This is a genomic window from Acinetobacter haemolyticus CIP 64.3 = MTCC 9819, assembly GCF_000369065.1.
GTDB lineage: Bacteria > Pseudomonadota > Gammaproteobacteria > Pseudomonadales > Moraxellaceae > Acinetobacter > Acinetobacter haemolyticus.
The window spans coordinates 75,504-93,517 of record NZ_KB849804.1; the positions used below are offsets into that span (position 1 = coordinate 75,504).

Annotated in this window: 18 protein-coding genes and 1 pseudogene; 13 read left to right on the forward strand and 6 right to left on the reverse strand. The window is 38.7% G+C overall.

Features of this window, described 5'->3' with window-relative positions:
* Nucleotides 1-98 precede the first annotated feature (98 nt).
* Nucleotides 99-1,262 (forward strand): alanine racemase, encoded by a 1,164-nt coding sequence (locus tag F927_RS10340; RefSeq protein WP_005084452.1) that lies wholly within the window; start codon nt 99-101, stop codon nt 1,260-1,262.
* A gap of 53 nt (nt 1,263-1,315) precedes the next feature.
* Here the strand turns inward: F927_RS10340 and F927_RS10345 are convergent, their stop codons facing one another.
* Nucleotides 1,316-1,756 (reverse strand): universal stress protein, encoded by a 441-nt coding sequence (locus F927_RS10345; protein ID WP_005084454.1) that lies wholly within the window; start codon nt 1,754-1,756, stop codon nt 1,316-1,318.
* A gap of 89 nt (nt 1,757-1,845) precedes the next feature.
* Here F927_RS10345 and F927_RS10350 point away from each other — a divergent pair, with 89 nt between their 5' ends.
* The 5 genes and pseudogenes from F927_RS10350 to F927_RS10365 all read left to right on the forward strand — a co-directional run bounded on the left by F927_RS10350 (nt 1,846) and on the right by F927_RS10365 (nt 3,790).
* The gene (locus tag F927_RS10350) at nt 1,846-2,136 is read left to right on the forward strand and encodes a hypothetical protein (protein ID WP_005084458.1); all 291 of its coding nucleotides are present in this window, start codon (nt 1,846-1,848) and stop codon (nt 2,134-2,136) included.
* Between the two features lie 107 nt (nt 2,137-2,243).
* Nucleotides 2,244-2,735 carry a DUF2505 domain-containing protein gene (locus F927_RS10355; protein WP_004640207.1) on the forward strand — a complete coding sequence of 164 codons (492 nt, stop codon included), beginning with the start codon at nt 2,244-2,246 and terminating at the stop codon, nt 2,733-2,735.
* Between the two features lie 131 nt (nt 2,736-2,866).
* Nucleotides 2,867-3,352: a peptide deformylase gene (gene def, locus F927_RS10360; RefSeq protein ID WP_005084461.1), complete on the forward strand. Its 486-nt coding sequence runs from the start codon at nt 2,867-2,869 to the stop codon at nt 3,350-3,352.
* 14 nt (nt 3,353-3,366) lie between these two features.
* Nucleotides 3,367-3,477 (forward strand): annotated as a pseudogene (locus F927_RS16870) (DUF559 domain-containing protein); the annotation flags it as partial.
* Between the two features lie 76 nt (nt 3,478-3,553).
* Nucleotides 3,554-3,790: a hypothetical protein gene (locus F927_RS10365; RefSeq protein ID WP_005084463.1), complete on the forward strand. Its 237-nt coding sequence runs from the start codon at nt 3,554-3,556 to the stop codon at nt 3,788-3,790.
* Between the two features lie 29 nt (nt 3,791-3,819).
* Here the strand turns inward: F927_RS10365 and F927_RS10370 are convergent, their stop codons facing one another.
* Entirely contained in the window at nt 3,820-4,752 is a 933-nt protein-coding gene (locus F927_RS10370; RefSeq protein WP_020846310.1) for an IS5-like element IS17 family transposase, read from the reverse strand.
* Between the two features lie 100 nt (nt 4,753-4,852).
* Here F927_RS10370 and F927_RS10375 point away from each other — a divergent pair, with 100 nt between their 5' ends.
* A complete protein-coding gene (locus F927_RS10375) occupies nt 4,853-5,503 on the forward strand; it encodes a hypothetical protein (RefSeq protein ID WP_005084465.1) in 651 nt (216 codons plus the stop codon).
* A gap of 72 nt (nt 5,504-5,575) precedes the next feature.
* Here the strand turns inward: F927_RS10375 and metH are convergent, their stop codons facing one another.
* Nucleotides 5,576-9,262 (reverse strand): methionine synthase, encoded by a 3,687-nt coding sequence (gene metH, locus F927_RS10380; protein ID WP_005084468.1) that lies wholly within the window; start codon nt 9,260-9,262, stop codon nt 5,576-5,578.
* A gap of 436 nt (nt 9,263-9,698) precedes the next feature.
* Between metH and F927_RS10390 the strand changes: the two genes are divergently transcribed.
* Nucleotides 9,699-11,330, forward strand: a complete 1,632-nt coding sequence (locus F927_RS10390) for an inorganic phosphate transporter (RefSeq protein ID WP_005084470.1) — start codon at nt 9,699-9,701, stop codon at nt 11,328-11,330.
* Nucleotides 11,331-11,437: 107 nt separating this feature from the next.
* Nucleotides 11,438-12,663, forward strand: a protein-coding gene (locus F927_RS16875; protein WP_100222743.1) for an IS3 family transposase whose coding sequence is annotated in 2 segments (ribosomal slippage) — nt 11,438-11,777 and nt 11,777-12,663 — 1,227 coding nt in all. Because the reading frame shifts where the segments join, the coding sequence is not laid out codon by codon here.
* A gap of 64 nt (nt 12,664-12,727) precedes the next feature.
* Here F927_RS16875 and F927_RS17220 read toward each other — a convergent pair.
* Both F927_RS17220 and F927_RS10405 read right to left on the reverse strand, forming a co-directional pair.
* A complete protein-coding gene (locus F927_RS17220) occupies nt 12,728-12,871 on the reverse strand; it encodes a hypothetical protein (protein WP_004757630.1) in 144 nt (47 codons plus the stop codon).
* Between the two features lie 35 nt (nt 12,872-12,906).
* On the reverse strand, nt 12,907-13,845 hold the full coding sequence (locus F927_RS10405) for a hypothetical protein (RefSeq protein WP_005084475.1): 939 nt from the start codon (nt 13,843-13,845) through the stop codon (nt 12,907-12,909).
* A gap of 208 nt (nt 13,846-14,053) precedes the next feature.
* Between F927_RS10405 and F927_RS10410 the strand changes: the two genes are divergently transcribed.
* Both F927_RS10410 and F927_RS10415 read left to right on the forward strand, forming a co-directional pair.
* Complete coding sequence (locus F927_RS10410) at nt 14,054-14,524, forward strand: YaiI/YqxD family protein (RefSeq protein ID WP_004640146.1); 471 nt, start codon at nt 14,054-14,056, stop codon at nt 14,522-14,524.
* A 7-nt stretch (nt 14,525-14,531) separates the two neighbouring features.
* A complete protein-coding gene (locus tag F927_RS10415; RefSeq protein ID WP_004640144.1) occupies nt 14,532-15,425 on the forward strand; it encodes a DMT family transporter in 894 nt (297 codons plus the stop codon).
* 14 nt (nt 15,426-15,439) lie between these two features.
* Here the strand turns inward: F927_RS10415 and F927_RS10420 are convergent, their stop codons facing one another.
* Nucleotides 15,440-16,024: a PilZ domain-containing protein gene (locus F927_RS10420; protein ID WP_004640143.1), complete on the reverse strand. Its 585-nt coding sequence runs from the start codon at nt 16,022-16,024 to the stop codon at nt 15,440-15,442.
* A 25-nt stretch (nt 16,025-16,049) separates the two neighbouring features.
* On the opposite strand from F927_RS10420, the gene F927_RS10425 reads away from it, so the two are divergent.
* Entirely contained in the window at nt 16,050-17,285 is a 1,236-nt protein-coding gene (locus F927_RS10425) for a lipoprotein-releasing ABC transporter permease subunit (RefSeq protein ID WP_005084477.1), read from the forward strand.
* On the forward strand, nt 17,278-17,964 hold the full coding sequence (gene lolD, locus F927_RS10430) for a lipoprotein-releasing ABC transporter ATP-binding protein LolD (RefSeq protein WP_004640139.1): 687 nt from the start codon (nt 17,278-17,280) through the stop codon (nt 17,962-17,964). Before F927_RS10425 ends, lolD begins: the two co-directional genes overlap by 8 nt.
* The last annotated feature ends 50 nt before the right edge of the window (nt 17,965-18,014 follow it).

Genomic DNA, 18,014 nt, shown 5'->3' on the forward strand with positions numbered 1-18,014 from the left:
TCTCATTATTTTGATACTCGAAAACGACATCTGCAATTGTTTGATAAAGGACTCCGTAGGGTCAGCAAATCCCTAATAAGATAAAAGGATGGAAAGACATGTTGGATCATTATTTTAAACAACTTAATTTAGACCTCAAGAAACAGGGGATTGCGACCCCGCAACTGATTGTCGATGAAGCTGCTTTAAAACAAAATATCCAGCATGTTCAGATTCGCCTTGCGCATGCCCAGTATCTAAAAGCACGCTTGGTGGTGAAATCTTTAGCAAGTTTAGATTTGCTCAAGTTGTTATCTGAACAGATCGATACCCAGCGTTTTATGGTGTTCCATCAACCGCATATTGTTTCGATATTAGAAAATTTTGCTGACGCGGATATTTTGTTAGGTAAACCAATGCCAGCCCAAGTCGTCCATCAATTTTTTGAACAATATATGGAGTGGTCAACAGCGAAAATTCAGTGGCTGATTGATACCAAAGTACGTCTACAGCAATATCTTGAAATCGCCAAAAAATATTTTATTTGTTTAGATATAAATATTGAAATTGATGTTGGTTTACACCGAGGCGGAGTACAGTCCACACAGCAATTCACAGAAATTTTGGCATTGATTCAGCAATATCCGCAATATTTAAAACTGTCTGGCTTGATGGGCTATGATGCACATGTCACCAAAGTCCCTGCAATTATTAAAAAACCTGAGTTAGCCTATCAAAGTTCACAACAGACTTATGCAAATTATCAACAGCTTATTCAAAAACAGTTTCCAACACTGTGGCATGAAGAGCTTTGCTTTAATGGTGGTGGCAGCCCAACTTTTAGCTTTCATACCACAGAAAGTGTCTGTAATGACTTGTCCTTTGGTTCAATGCTTTTAAAACCAAGTGACTTTGATCATGACTTTCTACAAGCGTTACAACCTGCTTTATGGATTGCGGCACCTGTGTTAAAAGTTTTGCCATTTACCCAGCTTCCATCTATGGCTGTGTTGGATAAATTACCGCATAAATGCAAGGCTCTATTTATTTATGGGGGGTATTGGATGGCAAATTATGTTTACCCTGATCAAGCACATACTCATGTTTTGTATGGACGAAGCAGTAATCAGGAGTTGATCAATGTACCCAAGAATTGTGATACGCAAGTGGATGATTTTGTGTTTTTGAGACCGACCCAAAGTGAGGCAATCATTCCTCAATTTTCAAACTTAATGCTATATCAGCAAAATAGGTTTGAGTCATGGCAAACTTTTCGAGAATAAAGTGCAATAAAAAACCTTGTACGGTATGCACAAGGCTTTATTCAATTGGTTGATTATTGCTTGACGATAAGAACAGGAATATGTGATTCGGTTAGAACTGTACGCGCAACACTACCAAGCAATAAACGTTTTACCCCTGTACGTCCTCTTGAACCCATAACGATCAAATCTGCACCGATTTCATCCGCAACGAAAAGGATACCGTCTGTTGCAATACCATGATGAATTTTGGTTGTGACATCGACACCATTTTCAGAAAAAGACTGAGCAATTTCTTGTAACTGATTTTTGGCATGTGCTTCTGCTTGCATAAAATGATCTGTAATCGCAGGTGCAACTTGATAAAAATCAACACCGACAAAAGGATCGACAGCAACCACACTCAGCACAGTCACTTTTGCTCCAGATAATTTGGCTAAGGAACGTGCGTGCTCAACAGCCGCATAAGAAATTGGAGAATCATCGACAGGAACTAGAATATTTTGGTAAGACATGTATTTACTCCTTATAATTTATCGTTGTCGTCATTACTATGTTGATAACATATTTCAGATATCTCAAGCAAATAAAAATAGGAAGGTTTGTGTTAATCAGCTTAGAAAATTATAAACAGCAAAAATTTGATCAGATGGCTGCCAAAATAGTGGAGGATCCAGAAACATATTTGGCTTTTGATACTGTTTCAGACTTTTATAAAGCAATTTGGTTAGATGAATTTCCGCAGGGAACGACATGGTCAGCAACTGGTCTTGATGATGGCGCAGAACAGTTTTATGCGGTGATTGAGTATGGTCAGCAGTGCCTGTTGATCAGTCGTACCACATCAATTGCTGTAAAATTAAGCACACGAGAAAATCACAATAAAAATAACTAATCCGAGCAGTCACCCATTTTTTATATATGATGCTTTATTCTCCAAATGAGAATGCTATAATTTTGCACAATGATGAAATCCAAATAAAACGAAATGGAAATTTAAAGATGGCACATCAATTTACGGTTAATGAAACAATTCACGGTGTTTCAATCGAAGACTTTTCAAGATTAGTCGCGGATACAGCATTGCATGAAGCAGTGTGTAAACGTATTCCAGGTGAGAACTTAGAAATTATTGAATCTGCAATTAATGGGGATATTTACACGTTACGCCGTGAATATAACCTTGATGTAAATATTCCTGATGTTGCTAAAAAATTATTAAAAAATGCATTTCGTTTAAAGCGTTCTGACGTTACTCATTTGAAAAACTTAACTTCAACAGTTGAGTTAGGTGCAAACTTACCTTTAGAAGCAAAAGGTGAACGAAGCGTCACAGGTGACAGTGAAAAAGTAAATATTTCTTTAACTTGGACAGTAAAAGTTAAAGTACCTTTGATTGGTGGGATGCTTGAGAAACATGCTGAAGGCGAAATTCGTAAATTTAGCAGTTTAGAAATTGAAATCGTAGAGGATGAATTAAAGAAACAACTTTAATTTAGATTAGAAAAAACGCTTCGTATCATCAATACGGAGCGTTTTTTTATTTTTAGAGTGAAAATGATAGAAGCAATAGAAAATATCCAATACTATGTTAAGCACGATTTGATCAAAATAAGGTCATGGGTATGAGTGTGGTTTTGCCTGTAGCGCAACGTGGTGAAGAAATATTAGAACTTAAAGCGGCATTTGTTGCAGATGGGGAGTTTAATAGTGAGTGGCTATTGCAATTGGCTTCCGCGATGCATGCGACGATGTTGGAGCGTAATGGTGTTGGAATTGCTGCACCACAGGTTTATATCTCCAAGCGTGTGATTATTGTCGCATCTCGTCCAAATCCTCGTTATCCCGATGCCCCTGAAATGGATGCTGTGGTAATGGTTAATCCTGAGATTTTAGAATTTTCTCAAACGACTTGTTTGGGGGAGGAGGGATGTTTAAGTGTCCCTGATCAACGTGGTTTCGTAGAGCGCGCACAAACTATCAAGGTGCGTTATTACACCTTACAAGGTGAAGTTGTTGAAACGATTTTTGAGGGTTTTCCAGCTCGTATCGTTCAGCACGAAGTTGATCATTTGGATGGTGTGTTGTTTGTGGAGCGGCTCAGTGCTTAGAAATTAAAATAATAATGAAACCTTATAATAAAAACTTAAAACTTCCATCACGAGATTTACGAAGTAACATGACTGATGCAGAACAATTGCTATGGTCAAGATTGCGCCGTAAACAGATTTTAGGTAATAAAATAAAAATTTCAATTTTTCATTACTTAAATGCTAAAATCTTTAAAATTTAAATAATTGTTTTGGATGAAAATGGTTAAAAAATTTAAGGGTTTTGATAATTTAGAGATTACAGATCTACTTATAGCTTACAGAAAAGCTAAATCAGATATTTTTTGGGAAAAAAATATTTCAGCAGTTGAGAGGTTTGTAAATTTTGAAAGAGATTTTGAATTAAATATTCGTAATTTATTTGAGGTATTAAGGTATGGCGATGTTGAAGAAATTTTAAGTTATTGTACCGATAGGTTTTGTTGCACAAAGATTTGAAATGCAAAGCGCCCCTAATTGAGCCAAATTTAAGGCGTAACTTGGGTAAGTGGTCGACCTAATTCCGTAAACCTGTTGAGGACTGCTACACGTGCATGAATTTCATTCACCTGACTAGGAAAGCTTCTTGCCATTAATTTATCGCCTAATAATTTAATGCAATGCATCTTGGTTTCCACCAAACTTCGTCGATGATAGCCTGACCATTTTTTCCATAGTCTCCTGCCTAAACGTTTAACTGTTCGAAGTAATTCATTTCGTTCTAGCGAGCTGATCTTTGTATCTTTCCATGGTTTCGCATTTTTTCTAGGTGGAATCACCGCATGCGCTTGCCGATCTGCAATGACCTGACGGCATTGCTTGGTGTCATAAGCTCCATCGGTATAAACAGAGTCAATCTGCTCATCTTGTGGAATCTGATCGAGTAAATCACCAAGCACTTGTGAATCACTGACATTATTTGTAGTGAGTTGAATAGCGCGTATTTGAAGGGTTTCAGCATCTATACCAATATGTAGTTTACGCCATTGGCGACGATATTCAGGTCCATGTTTCTTGCGTTTCCATTCGCCCTCACCTAGAAACTTCATGCCTGTAGAGTCTATGAGTAGATGCAGCCCATCGCTACTTTTTTGGTAGCTGATTGCAATATCAATATGCTTTTGTCTTCTACAAAGCGTACTGTAATCTGGTGCGGTCCAATTTAATCCACAAAGTTTAATCAGACTTTGCACAAAGCCAGTGACCATACGTAAAGATAGACGGAATAAGGATTTAATCATTAAGCAGCATTGGATAGCTGCGTCGGAGTAGGTTTGATTTCGCCCTTGTTTGCCTTTTGATGGAGCATACCATTGCGTAGCAGGATCAAACCAAATGGCAATATTTCCGCGACTCATGAGTGCTCGGTTATATGCGGGCCAATTGGTTGTGCGGTAGATTTTGTGTGTAGGCTTCTTCATTTGAAAATTATATCGCTGAAAAAGCTTTTACAGATAGGTTTGTGCAACAAAGCCAGAGCTATCTATTCCACTTGAATGGTTAAATACTCTAATTCATCAAATGTCAAAATCAAAGATAAGTTTTATTGCTGGAACTGAATATGAGCATAATGGCAATGAGATTTATAGTAGTGCCTATATGCTTTTACATGATACTAGTTTTGGATGTAATAGTTGGCAGCTTATAAAGCAACCGAAACTTTTACCTGCTGTGGGAGAGGATAAAGATCTTCAGTCAAAGTATGGAAAAACTTGGAAAGTTTTTAAAGATTTCAACAAACCAGTATATATTCATAATGGTTTTTGTTTCGGTGTAATGATTTGTTCAGAATTGCAAAATTCGCGCGCTCGCGTTGCATTTCAGGGCCAAATAGATGGTCTTTTTATTCTTAGTTGGAACAAAGATATTGAAACTTTTGGGGATTTAATCAAATCTGCAGCATTAGATGTACATAGCTATGTAATTCTTGTTAATAATAGAAAATATGGTGATAGTCGTGTACGAGTTCCGAGTAAAAATTCTTGGATGCGTGATTTAGCAAGATTACGTGGTGGTGATAATGATTACGTTGTATCTGTAAGTTTAAAGTATAATGATTTACGTGATTTCCAAAGTAGAGCTAAAAGATGGTCTTCTGATTCCGATAAGTTTAAGCCTACACCTGAAGGATTTGAAATATCACCTTTAAGGCGCATTACACCATCTCAATAAAAAAACAATCCCCTCAATCGAGGGGATTTTCTATTACCTCCTTTTTCAAGAAGGGTTAAGAAGGACTTTAAATCACCCAATCGAATCATCTAAATTCGGTGCTAACCAACGCTTTGCTTCATCCAGTGTCCAGCCTTTACGTTTTGCATAATCTTCAAGCTGATCTTGAGAGATTTTGCCCACATTAAAGTATTCACTTTGAGGGTGCGAATAATAGAAACCACTTACAGAAGAAGGCGGCATCATGGCAAAGTGTTCAGTCAACTTCGTACCAATCTTCGCTTCTGAACCTAACCAATCAAACAACACTGCTTTTTCAGAGTGTTCAGGACAAGCAGGGTAACCTGGAGCAGGACGAATACCGACATACTTTTCTTTGATCAGTTCTTCATTACTCAGCGTTTCATCGACTTTATAACCCCAGAACTCTTTACGGATACGCTCATGTAAATGCTCAGCAAAAGCTTCCGCAAAACGATCTGCTAAAGACTGAACCAGAATAGCTGAGTAATCATCACCTTTGGCTTTATATTCATTTGCCAATTCTTCAGCACCAAAGATCGACACCGTGAAACCACCAAGATAATCCTCAGGTTGTTCAGAAGGCTTAATATAATCTGCCAAAGACAAGTTTGGTTTACCTGTCACTTTGTCTGATTGCTGACGTACGTGCTCAAAGGTGTGAGTGCGATTTTGACCTGATTCGTCAAATACGCTGACGGTATCTGCACCAGTACGCTGAGCAGGGTATAAGCCAAATACAGCACGAGCATCGAAACGTTTATTTTCAATGATGTCTTTCAGCATCGCTTGCGCTTGATTATAAAGATCAGTCGCTGCTTCACCGACCACTTCATCTTCTAAAATTTTCGGGAATTTACCCGCCAAACTCCAAGAGATAAAGAATGGTGTCCAATCAAAATATTCAACTAAGGTTTCAAGCGGATAATTCTTAATAACTTGTGTACCCAAAGCATTTGGTTTTGGTGGTACGTAGTTATTATCAATTTTAAAACCGTTTTCGACTGATTCTGCATAACTCAATTTTGCAGCTTTCGGTTGCTTATTCGCTAAGCGTTCACGAATCTTGGCATATTCAGCACGATGCTCTGCAATAAAGTTACCGCGCATTTCAGGAGAAAGTAGGGTAGTTGCCACACCCACTGCACGAGAGGCATCAGCCACATAAATTACTGCATCATTTGAATATTGAGGATCAATTTTAACTGCGGTGTGTGCTTTGGATGTAGTTGCACCGCCGATCAATAAAGGAATGTTAAAGCCTTTACGTTGCATTTCTTTGGCTACAAAGACCATTTCATCCAAAGATGGAGTGATCAAACCAGACAAACCAATGATGTCACATTTCTCATCAATTGCTGTTTGCAGAATTTTTTCCGCAGGTACCATCACGCCGAGGTCAACGATGTCATAACCATTACAACCTAAGACAACACCCACAATATTTTTACCAATATCGTGTACGTCACCTTTTACTGTTGCCATCAGGACTTTACCTTTAGACTGTCCTTCTGACTTTTCTGCTTCAATGTATGGGTTGAGCCATGCCACCGCTTGTTTCATGACACGTGCAGATTTAACGACTTGAGGAAGGAACATTTTTCCTGAACCAAACAAGTCACCGACCACGTTCATGCCGTCCATTAATGGGCCTTCGATCACATCAAGCGGACGTTTTGATTTTAAACGTGCTTCTTCGGTATCTTGATCGATATAAGTGGTAATACCCTTAACCAAAGCGTATTCAAGACGTTTTTCAACAGGCTCATTACGCCATTCAAGATTTTCGGCTTCTTTGGCTGCACCACCTTGACCACGATACTTTTCTGCAACTTCCAGTAAGCGTTCAGTTGCAAGCTGACCTGATTCACCTTGATTTTGGTTCAGAACAACATCTTCAACAGCGTCTTTTAGTTCTTTTGGAATGTCGTCATAAATTGCCATCTGACCAGCGTTTACAATACCCATGGTCATGCCTTGTTTGATAGCATGGTAGAGGAACACGGAGTGAATCGCTTCACGTACAGGCTCATTACCACGGAATGAGAACGAAACGTTAGAAACACCACCTGAAATCATGGCATGTGGTAAGTTTTGTTTGATCCAACCAGTCGCCTCAATAAAGTCTACGGCATAGTTATTGTGTTCTTCGATCCCTGTTGCCACTGCAAACACGTTTGGATCGAAAATAATATCTTCAGCTGGATAGCCAACTTCATTGACTAAAATGTCATAAGAGCGTTTACAAATTTCACGCTTACGCTCTGCGGTATCTGCCTGACCAACTTCGTCAAAAGCCATGACAATAACTGCTGCACCGTACTGACGGCAGAGGCGAGCTTTTTCGACAAACTCGTCATAACCTTCTTTTAAGGAAATAGAGTTTACAACCGGTTTACCTTGAACACATTTTAGACCTGCTTCAATGATTTCCCATTTCGATGAGTCAATCATGATTGGTACACGAGAAATATCAGGTTCTGAAGCGACAAGGTTCAGGAAATGCACCATTGCACCTTGCGAATCGAGCATCCCTTCATCCATGTTAATGTCGATGATTTGCGCACCAGCTTCAACCTGTTGCTGAGCGACTTCTAAAGCTTCTGCAAAATTTTCTTCACGGATCAAACGTAGGAATTTTTTTGATCCTGTGACGTTGGTACGTTCACCGACGTTCACGAATAAAGAATCATCATAAATATTAAATGGTTCTAAACCACTTAAACGGCATGCATGAACTGTTTCAGGGACTTGGCGAGGTGCAATGTCTTTTACTGCATTGGCAATGGCACGAATATGATCTGGTGTGGTACCACAGCAACCACCTGTAATATTGATTAATCCGCTTTCAGCAAATTCTTTAATAAAAGCAGCAGTTTGTTCTGGTGTTTCGTCATACTCACCAAATGCATTTGGTAAACCAGCATTTGGATGCGCTGAAACAAAGGTATCTGCAACGTCAGCAATGGTTTTAACGTGAGGGCGCATTGCATCTGCACCCAATGCACAGTTAAAACCAATTGACAGCAAATCACCATGACGCACTGAGTTCCAGAATGCTTCAGCAGTTTGACCTGTCAATGTACGACCTGAGGCATCTGTGATCGTACCTGAAATCATCAAGGGAAGTTCATAACCGATTTGCTTAAACACTTCTTTGACCGCAAAGATTGCCGCTTTACAGTTCAAGGTATCGAATACAGTTTCGATCAAAATGATGTCAGCACCACCTTCGATCAAGGCGTGCGTTGCTTCGATATAATTTTCTTTTAGTTCATCGAAAGTAATATTACGGAATGCTGGATCATTGACGTTTGGTGAGATTGAACAAGTACGCGATGTAGGGCCAAGTACACCTGCCACAAAACGAGGCTTTTCTGGAGTTGAATATTTATCACATGCAGCTCTGGCGAGACGTGCCGCTTCACGGTTGATCTCTGGAACAAGATCTTCCATGTGATAATCTGACATCGAAACACGGGTACCATTAAAGCTGTTGGTTTCAATAATGTCTGCACCAGCATCCAAATAAGCTTCATGGATGCCTTGAATAATCTGCGGTTGAGTCAGTACTAAAAGATCGTTGTTACCTTTAAGATCAGAAGCCCAATCTGCAAAACGTTCACCACGATAATCTTCTTCTTCTAACTTATGGCGTTGAATCATGGTTCCCATTGCACCGTCAATAATCAGGATACGTTGGGCGAGAAGAGATTTTAGGGTGGCAAGCGTGGACATAAGGAACCCCAGTAATGGCAAAGATAAGAAGCAGACGCATTGTAGCAGAAGCAATGCTGAAGCGCTTATTTTCCATCTAAAAGGCGGTGAACCGCGCATTCAAATTGAAAAATGTCATAAAACTTTCATCAAAGTGCAATAATTCGAGGTAATAATGCTTAAAAATAAAGCAAAATGTTCGCAGTATGACCAATAAAAGTCATATTTTTTTGCGTTTGTTGCAAAATCAGACAACGATTTATTCCAACCCTGATATTGCTTTATTTTATTGAAAAATATGAATTAATTTTGATTTAATGCACTGTTTCGATACAAAAAATTGGTGTAAAAGTGATGAAATGATGAAAATTTGAGTTCATGTGACAAAGCTTTGTCATATAATTGTCATAATTTAATTAAACAATATGGGGGATTTTTTTATCCTCCAGCCGTCTACATGAATTCAAATCTACCCCCTGCTTCGGATTCACCAGTTGCGATAGAATCGCAAGCCCAATCGACGAATGTACATGTACCAACACCTAAATTTTTTATGCCGGTGTTCTTAACAGTCATTGTTGCTACACTGATTTATATTGGTTTTCAGGTGAGTGCTGATTTATCACATGTCCCACCATTAAGTTTATATTCAGTTATTTTATTATCTACGGCACTATTTATTGCCTTGGCATTCGAATTTGTAAACGGTTTTCATGATACTGCAAATGCTGTTGCGACGGTGATTTATACCAATGCGCTTCCTGCACCAGTAGCGGTCATGTGGGCAGGCTTCTGTAACTTCTTAGGGGTTATGGTGGCAAGTGGTGCAGTTGCTTACGGTATTATTGCATTATTACCTGTTGAAATGATTATGAATGTCGGCAGCGGGGCTGGTTTTGCCATGGTTTTCGCGCTGTTGATTGCAGCGATTTTGTGGAACCTCGGTACTTGGTTTTTGGGTATCCCAGCATCGAGTTCACACACCTTGATTGGTTCAATTTTAGGTGTGGGTATTATGAATCATTTGTTAAATGCATCAACTGGCGCAACCAGTGGCATTGACATGGATCAAGTGCTAAAGGTCGGTAAGGCGTTATTATTTTCTCCAATGATTGGTTTTGCTTTTGCAGCCGTTTTATTCTTATTGGTGAAAAAAATCTTTAAACGCCAAATGGAGTTGTTCCAACCACCTGTTGGAAATAAGCCACCACCACCACTCATTCGCGGTATCCTGATTTTCACTTGTACAGGTGTGAGTTTTGCTCACGGTTCAAATGATGGTCAAAAGGGTATGGGTCTAATCATGTTGATCTTGATCGGCTTGGTTCCATTGGCTTATTCGCTGAACAAAAGTTTAGACCAAAAGCATTTACAATCTTTTGAGCAATTATCAGCTCAAACTGCTTTGGTATTGAATGTTGATCAACAAGAATTTTCGGATGAAAAAGCGCGAGATATCCTGACAAAATACATTCAAACCAAAGAACAAACACCTGAAGTTTTACCTGCATTGGCGAGTATGACTGGGCATTTAGGTGAAAAAGTTGCAGCTTATGGTGATCTTAAAGATATTCCAGAAGCTGGAGTTGCTGAATTACGTAATGATATGTACTTAAGTACTACAACGTTTAAGCGCTTAGATAAAGAAGATGCACTACCTGTGATGACCACAGAACAGCAAAAAGTAGTAAAAGACTATCGTAACAATATGGATTCATTCCTACAGTACATTCCGAACTGGGTAAAAGTTGCTGTTGCATTAGCACTTGGCTTAGGAACAATGGTGGGTTGGAAACGTATCGTTATTACAGTGGGTGAGCGTATTGGTAAAAATCACATGACTTATGGTCAAGGGATGTCTGCTGAATTGGTTGCGATGAGTACGATTGCTGCCGCAGATGGTTTTGGTATGCCAGTATCGACAACACATGTATTAAACAGTGCGGTTGCAGGTACCATGGTCGCAAATAAATCAGGCCTAAACTTTGCAACGATTAGAACCATTCTTTCAGCATGGGTATTTACTTTGCCTGCAACGATTGCATTATCAGGTGGTCTGTACTGGGTATTCTTACAGTTTGTATCTTGATACTCGACTAAATCTTGAAGGTTATAAAAGCTTTGCTACGGCAAGGCTTTTTTATTTTTAAATGTGTCCCGTCCTGAAATAAGTATACACCTTAAGAGGCTTATTTTATGGAATATGAAAAAGAACAACGAGTTAAACGAACACAACGAGATTATAGTTTTGCCTTTAAAATGCTGATTGTCCATGAGGTAGAAAAAGGGCAAATCACTTATAAACAAGCTCAAGCAAAATATGGTATTCAAGGAAGATCAACTGTGCTTACATGGTTACGTAAGTACGGACAACAAGATTGGACTTCTAAAGCTATGCCTTCCACTTCAAAACGCCAACTCACCCCTCAACAACGCATTCGCCAGTTGGAAAAACAATTAGCCGCAGAAAAGCTAAAAACTGAATTTATCCAAGATGTGATTTATCACATAGACAAAGAATGTGGGAGAGATCTTGGAAAAAAGTATACCGAGCACGTTTCAAAGATTGGCAAGCCCAAAGAAGACTAAATGTCTCACGTTATTGTGAGTGGGTTGGAATCACCCGACAGGCTTACTATCAATCAGAAAAACGTGCTCAAATCAAAGCTCAGGAAACTCAGCAAGTACTTGAATTGGTTATGGAGTATCGTTATTTGATGCCAAGTATCGGTACGCGTAAACTCTATTGGCTGATCAAACCAAAATTGCTAGAACAAGGACTGAAGTTTGGTCGAGATCAGTTATTTAAGGTATTAAAAGAGAATGATTTATTGATACGCCCTAAACGTCGCTATACCAAAACTACAGATAGCAAACACTGGATGAAGAAACATCCTAATTTATTAAAGGATTATTCTCCAATACGGGCAAATGAAGTCTTTGTTAGTGATATTACCTATGTTGAAAGTGCAGAGGGTGTGCATTATCTATCACTTGTGACAGATGCCTATACCCGACAAATTAAAGGTTATAAGTTATCAAGTGATATGCGGGCAGAGAATGTTGTACAAGCCTTACATATGGCAATGAAGTCTATAAAAGATAGAGCAACAACCCTGATTCATCATTCAGATAGAGGTTCTCAATATTGCTCTGAATTATATCAATCGGCACTACAGCGTTACGGTATAAGTCCCTCGATGACAGATGGAGGAGACTGTTACCAAAATGCTTTAGCAGAGCGAATCAATGGCATACTCAAACAGGAGTTCTTAACTACACGATGTAAAACGATGAAGGAGTTAGACCATTTAATTTCGGAATCTATAGTGATTTATAACTGCTACAGACCGCATTTAAGTTTAAATATGATTACTCCTAATCAGATGTATGAGAAAGCGAAAACCGAGCTAATTGCTTAACTCGGTTTTAAATGAAATACTGTCAATCTATTTCAGGACGGGACATTACGAATATGGTCAAAAATTAGAACAAGCCAACTTGATGAAAAATAAGTGCTGCTAAAAACATACCCAGTAGAAAAAAGCAATAAGCACCAACATCAAGTTTAAGACCTTGATCACTTGAATGAATAAGACTGGTGGTCGTTTGTTCTGGTATAATTTTCATTAGAACGCCTAAAATGCCATTTATGTGATTTTTTGTCACTTTAAAGCATTTTTAGCATAAATATTGGCCTGAATCCATAGGTTGCCACGAATATATTCGCCAATGTTAAAGTTTTTATACAAATCATTTTTAGTTGCGATGCGAATAAGGATTGCAGGTAAATCATCTTCTAAAACTAAAGTGACATCATAAAGGGTATATTCATCTTGCATAAACTGCGTAGTGGTTTTACCAACAATATTACCTTGGAACCAAGCTTCATCTTCTTGACCTAATGTTTCTCCAAATAAATAGGCAACCATTTTAGAAAAGTCGACAGTCACAGGTTCTTGATCTTCTGGTGTTTTTGGTTCCCACTCATTAATAAGCTCCTGTAAGTTTTCAGGTGCAATCCCATTATGTTCTGCAAGAATTGCATTTAATGCTCGGTGGTGTTTAATTGAAGCTGGGTCATCAACAATGATTTTCTCGTCTTTGGAAACGGTTTCTAGTTCATATGCCCAAGCATTAAATTGAACTTGATAACTTTGGTTTTTGTCATATTGACAGCGATTTACACTAAACAAATTATCAAATGCATAAATCACTGTATTTTTATTTAAGTTCAAACGTAACACGGCTTGAGTTGCAGAATCACAGGTAATAATTCGTTCGATTTGTGCATCATATTTATACGGGCTCTCAAAACTCGGAAATGCTGTTTTTAATGCACGAGGTTTTTGATCTTCAACGGCAATGATTTGGTTGATTGAAATACCCTGATGACTTGGCCCACGAATTAACCAAAATGATTGATCCATTTCCTGTTCATTTTCACAGAGTCCCATCGGCATGATCGGTGCATCAAGTGCCAATCCTAACCATTTGGGAACATCCGTTTCGGGCGTATCTGTTAACAGATTCCAATGCTCAGCATGATTACCGAAATTTTGATCTTGAATTGTAATGGTTTCTGGACTGTTTTGATTTTTCATAAAGCACGATGCAAAAAGATTGAACTTAATCTATTTAATCGAGGGTAACTGCTATATTTCAAGTCTGGATATGTAATTCTACAAAAATTAATTTATTTTGATCTTAATCCGACAAAATAGTGAAATGCTAAGATTAGCAACTGATCTTAACTCTACTTTTCTTGTAATCTGCTAAACTATATTTTTATTCTTGAGAGCGCTTGTCAACGTGCTGCCATTTAAATTATGGGTAGATGCGGATGCTTTACCAAAGATTTTACGTGAAGTGATTTTACGCGCATCGGATCGTTATCAACTCGAAGTCACTTTCGTCGCCAATCAAAATGTAGGGATTACACCCTCAATCAGAATTAAATCTATTCAAGTGATGAGTGGGGCAGATCGTGCCGATCAAGAAATTGTAGATCGTATGCAAGCGCACGATATTGTCATTACACAAGATATTCCGCTTGCAGCACAAGTGATTGAGAAGGGTGGAATTGCAATTCATCCTCGAGGTGAAATTTATACCACTGCAAATGTCAAAGCTCGATTACATTTACGTGATTTTATGGATACCTTGCGTGGTGCTGGGGTACAAACAGGTGGTCCACCTCCAATTTCTGAGCGAGATAAACGCGAATTTTCGAGTGCTTTAGACCAAACAATACTAAAACAAAAACGCAAAACCGCGTGTTGAGCAATCTATGCCATCTCGTCTTAACTTAATGCTGACTTATGGGTTGTTGGTCTTTATTTGGGCTTCAACACCTTTAGCGATTGTTTGGAGTGTCTCTGATCTTCATCCAATGTGGGCATTACTGTTACGTTTTTTGATTGCCTTGCCATTGGCAATTACGGTTCTACTTTGTTTAAACGTAAAATTTCCCATGCATAAGTTGGCGTGGTTAAGCTATGTTGCAGGGTCACTCAGTTTGATTGGTTCGCAAATTTTTACTTATGCAGCTACGGCTTATCTAAGCTCAGGTTTGATTGCATTAATGTTTGGCCTAGCACCGATTATGGCGGGTTTAATTGGACGATTTGGTTTTCAACAAAAATTAGCAACGCTACAATGGTTGGGGATGGGGACGTCAGTTATTGGATTAACAATGATTTGTCTGAGTGGGAATCAAAAACATGTACAACCGCTTGGAATCTTATTGATGTTACTCAGTGTTTTTTCTTATTCACTCTCTATCTTTTGGGTCAAAAAGATCAATGCGATTGTACAGCCCATGGCACAGGCAACAGGTTCGATATTCGTTTCGACATTTTTTGCCTTGTTATTACTGCCTTGGATCTGGCAATTTGCACCTACAGAGATTCCATCTGCAAAATCGTTATTGGCGTTGACTTATACGGTAATCATGGCTTCGTTAATTGCAATGTTTTGTTATTTCAAACTGGTTCAAAACCTACAAGCAACGACATTATCTTTAACCACAGTAATGACGCCGATGCTTGCGATTTTGATAGGTGCCTATCTCAATCATGAACAATTATCAGCACAGGTTTTTGTGGGCGCTAGTATTATTTTGTTTGGTTTATTGCTTTATTTTTATAAAGATTTAAGAACACACAAGCGACTAAGCACTTGAGTTTAATCATTTAATTAGCTGTTGATTTCATCCCGTTGCGCTTGTTGAATACTAGCTGCAAGTTTTGCACGGTCTTGTGGATTTAAAGTAATAAAATACGCACCGATGCGGAATTTACCTTGTTCATCTGCGGTACTATGTGCAACCTGTGCGGTCGCAGCGATATGAAAATAGTTCTCAGGATGACTCAAGGTAATATGAATATAAGTCCCTTCGTTAATATCCTGAGCGCTAAAGAAACTTAAACCATTTTCCGAAAAATTGACTTGTTCAGGTACAGGCAATTGAGATTGTACGATATTGTCGTAAAAAGAACCTGTAATCAGATTTAATTTTTGATTAAAAAGGGATAAGATGCGAGCAATTTGTTGATCTTTTTCATTTAATTGTTCTAATTCGTAGCGAAATGCATGATCAAATTGATCTAATTCAGCAAGTAGTAGAAAATAGCGCGGTAATACAAAATGAGAGTCATACGGATCATTCAGTGCAACATCATCTGGAATGATTTGATAGTTGATTCTCAACACAGCATCAATACGAGACATCACGCGACGTTCAGTGTTGTCGTCAACAAGATGATGTTGTGCATTTTCCATAATAAATCACCTCGGACTAGATGGTATGTTTAAGCCAATCTCGCTGTATATAGGGTTGAGATACACTCGTGCTCGGCGGAGTAATCATTTTATTTCTTTTATCGCCTTGGTTTCCATGATTGGTTTGACTCTCGGCGTTGCTGTTCTCATTACAGTTTTATCTGTTATGAATGGTTTTGATCGAGAATTAAAAACTCGTGTCCTCGGAATGGTACCACAAGCTACTGTTTCTTCTACTCAAATTTTAACAGATTGGCCAGAACTTGCAAAAAAAGTTGAGAGTCATCCACATGTCACGGGTGTAGCACCTTTCACACAATTGCAGGGGATGTTGACTGCTCATGGGCAGGTCGCGGGGATTATGGTCACGGGTATAGAACCAGAATATGAAAAACAGGTTTCAATTATCCAAAATCATATGGTGACAGGTGACTTAAATGCCTTACAAAAGGGTGAGTTTGGTATTGTTCTTGGAAAGGACATGACGGATGCACTTGGTTTGGGGCTAAATGACAATGTTACTTTGGTTCTTCCTGAAGCAACACCATCACCTGCTGGTGTGGTACCGCGTTTTAAACGTTTCAAGATTGTCGGTATCTTTAGTGTGGGTGCAGAAGTAGACTCAATGGTGGGTTATATTGCGTTGAACGATGCTTCAACTTTATTACGTTTACCAGATGGTGCACAGGGTATCCGTTTAAAGTTAGATAATATTTTTGCAGCGCCTAAAGTAGCAAATGAAATAGTTAGTGAATTACCGAGCAATTTTTACGCATCTAATTGGACATATACCCACGGTAATCTGTTCAATGCGATTCAAATGGAAAAAACCTTAGTCGGTTTGCTTCTATTCCTTATTATTGTTGTCGCGGCATTTAATATCGTTTCATCTTTGGTGATGGTAGTGACTGATAAGAAATCAGATATCGCTATTCTAAGGACTCTCGGTGCTTCGCCGTCTATGATTACTAAAATTTTCATGGTGCAGGGTACTGTGATTGGTGTCATTGGGACAATTGCGGGGACAATTTTAGGGGTGACTTTAGCATTGACCATTAGTGACATCATTTCTTGGTTTAATACTGTTTTAGGGTTAAATCTATTTGATGCATATTTTGTTCATTACTTACCGTCATATCTCAGATGGCAAGATGTGGTTGTGATCGTGATCGTGTCACTATTATTAAGTTTCTTGGCAACGATTTACCCTGCATTACGTGCAGCTAAAGTTCAACCTGCTGAGGCGCTGCGTTATGAGTAAGATTGTTTTAGAAGCTAAAGAAATTTATAAGCATTTTGATGATGGCAAAAGTAAAGTTGAAGTCATTAAAGGTTTATCACTTCAAGTAAATGCGGGTGAGTTTGTCTCAATTGTTGGAGCAAGTGGCTCGGGTAAGAGTACTTTATTGCATGTTTTGGGTGGCTTAGAGCAACCTTCACAAGGTCAAGTATTCTTGCAAGGACAGCGTTTCGATAATTTGGGTGAAGCTGACCGTGGTTTCAAACGGAATCAATATTTAGGTTTTGTGTATCAATTCCATCATTTGTTACCTGAATTTTCAGCCTTAGAAAATGTAGCGATGCCACTGATGTTCCGTGGTGATGTGCAATATAAGTCTGCTAAAGCTCAAGCAGAGTATTTATTGGATCGCGTGGGTTTGTCACATCGTATGGAACATAAGCCTGGTGAGTTATCTGGTGGTGAACGTCAACGTGTGGCACTTGCTCGTGCTTTGGTGACTAAGCCCGCTGTTGTACTCGCAGATGAACCAACAGGTAACTTGGATCGGAAAACAGCATTGAGTGTTTTTGAATTATTGACGGACTTGAAAAATGAACTCAATATGGCGATGTTAATTGTGACCCATGATGAGCAATTGGCACAATCGGCAGATTCAATTTTACATATGCAAGATGGTTTATGGATTGAACAACCATAAATTATTGATTTAAGCTCTTGTTAAAGCCCTGAAAAAGGGCTTTAATTTTG

Excerpts from the sequence above, each read along its gene's own strand:
- F927_RS10425 (WP_005084477.1), top strand. The coding sequence starts at position 16,050 with ATGTTTAAGCCAATCTCGCTGTATATAGGGTTGAGATACACTCGTGCT.
- F927_RS10365 (WP_005084463.1), top strand. The coding sequence starts at position 3,554 with ATGGTTAAAAAATTTAAGGGTTTTGATAATTTAGAGATTACAGATCTA.
- F927_RS10375 (WP_005084465.1), top strand. The coding sequence starts at position 4,853 with ATGTCAAAATCAAAGATAAGTTTTATTGCTGGAACTGAATATGAGCAT.
- F927_RS10415 (WP_004640144.1), top strand. The coding sequence starts at position 14,532 with ATGCCATCTCGTCTTAACTTAATGCTGACTTATGGGTTGTTGGTCTTT.
- F927_RS10345 (WP_005084454.1), bottom strand. The coding sequence starts at position 1,756 with ATGTCTTACCAAAATATTCTAGTTCCTGTCGATGATTCTCCAATTTCT.
- F927_RS17220 (WP_004757630.1), bottom strand. The coding sequence starts at position 12,871 with ATGAAAATTATACCAGAACAAACGACCACCAGTCTTATTCATTCAAGT.
- F927_RS10420 (WP_004640143.1), bottom strand. The coding sequence starts at position 16,024 with ATGGAAAATGCACAACATCATCTTGTTGACGACAACACTGAACGTCGC.
- F927_RS10390 (WP_005084470.1), top strand. The coding sequence starts at position 9,699 with ATGAATTCAAATCTACCCCCTGCTTCGGATTCACCAGTTGCGATAGAA.
- F927_RS10405 (WP_005084475.1), bottom strand. The coding sequence starts at position 13,845 with ATGAAAAATCAAAACAGTCCAGAAACCATTACAATTCAAGATCAAAAT.
- F927_RS10340 (WP_005084452.1), top strand. The coding sequence starts at position 99 with ATGTTGGATCATTATTTTAAACAACTTAATTTAGACCTCAAGAAACAG.
- def (WP_005084461.1), top strand. The coding sequence starts at position 2,867 with ATGAGTGTGGTTTTGCCTGTAGCGCAACGTGGTGAAGAAATATTAGAA.
- lolD (WP_004640139.1), top strand. The coding sequence starts at position 17,278 with ATGAGTAAGATTGTTTTAGAAGCTAAAGAAATTTATAAGCATTTTGAT.
- F927_RS10370 (WP_020846310.1), bottom strand. The coding sequence starts at position 4,752 with ATGAAGAAGCCTACACACAAAATCTACCGCACAACCAATTGGCCCGCA.
- metH (WP_005084468.1), bottom strand. The coding sequence starts at position 9,262 with ATGTCCACGCTTGCCACCCTAAAATCTCTTCTCGCCCAACGTATCCTG.
- F927_RS10355 (WP_004640207.1), top strand. The coding sequence starts at position 2,244 with ATGGCACATCAATTTACGGTTAATGAAACAATTCACGGTGTTTCAATC.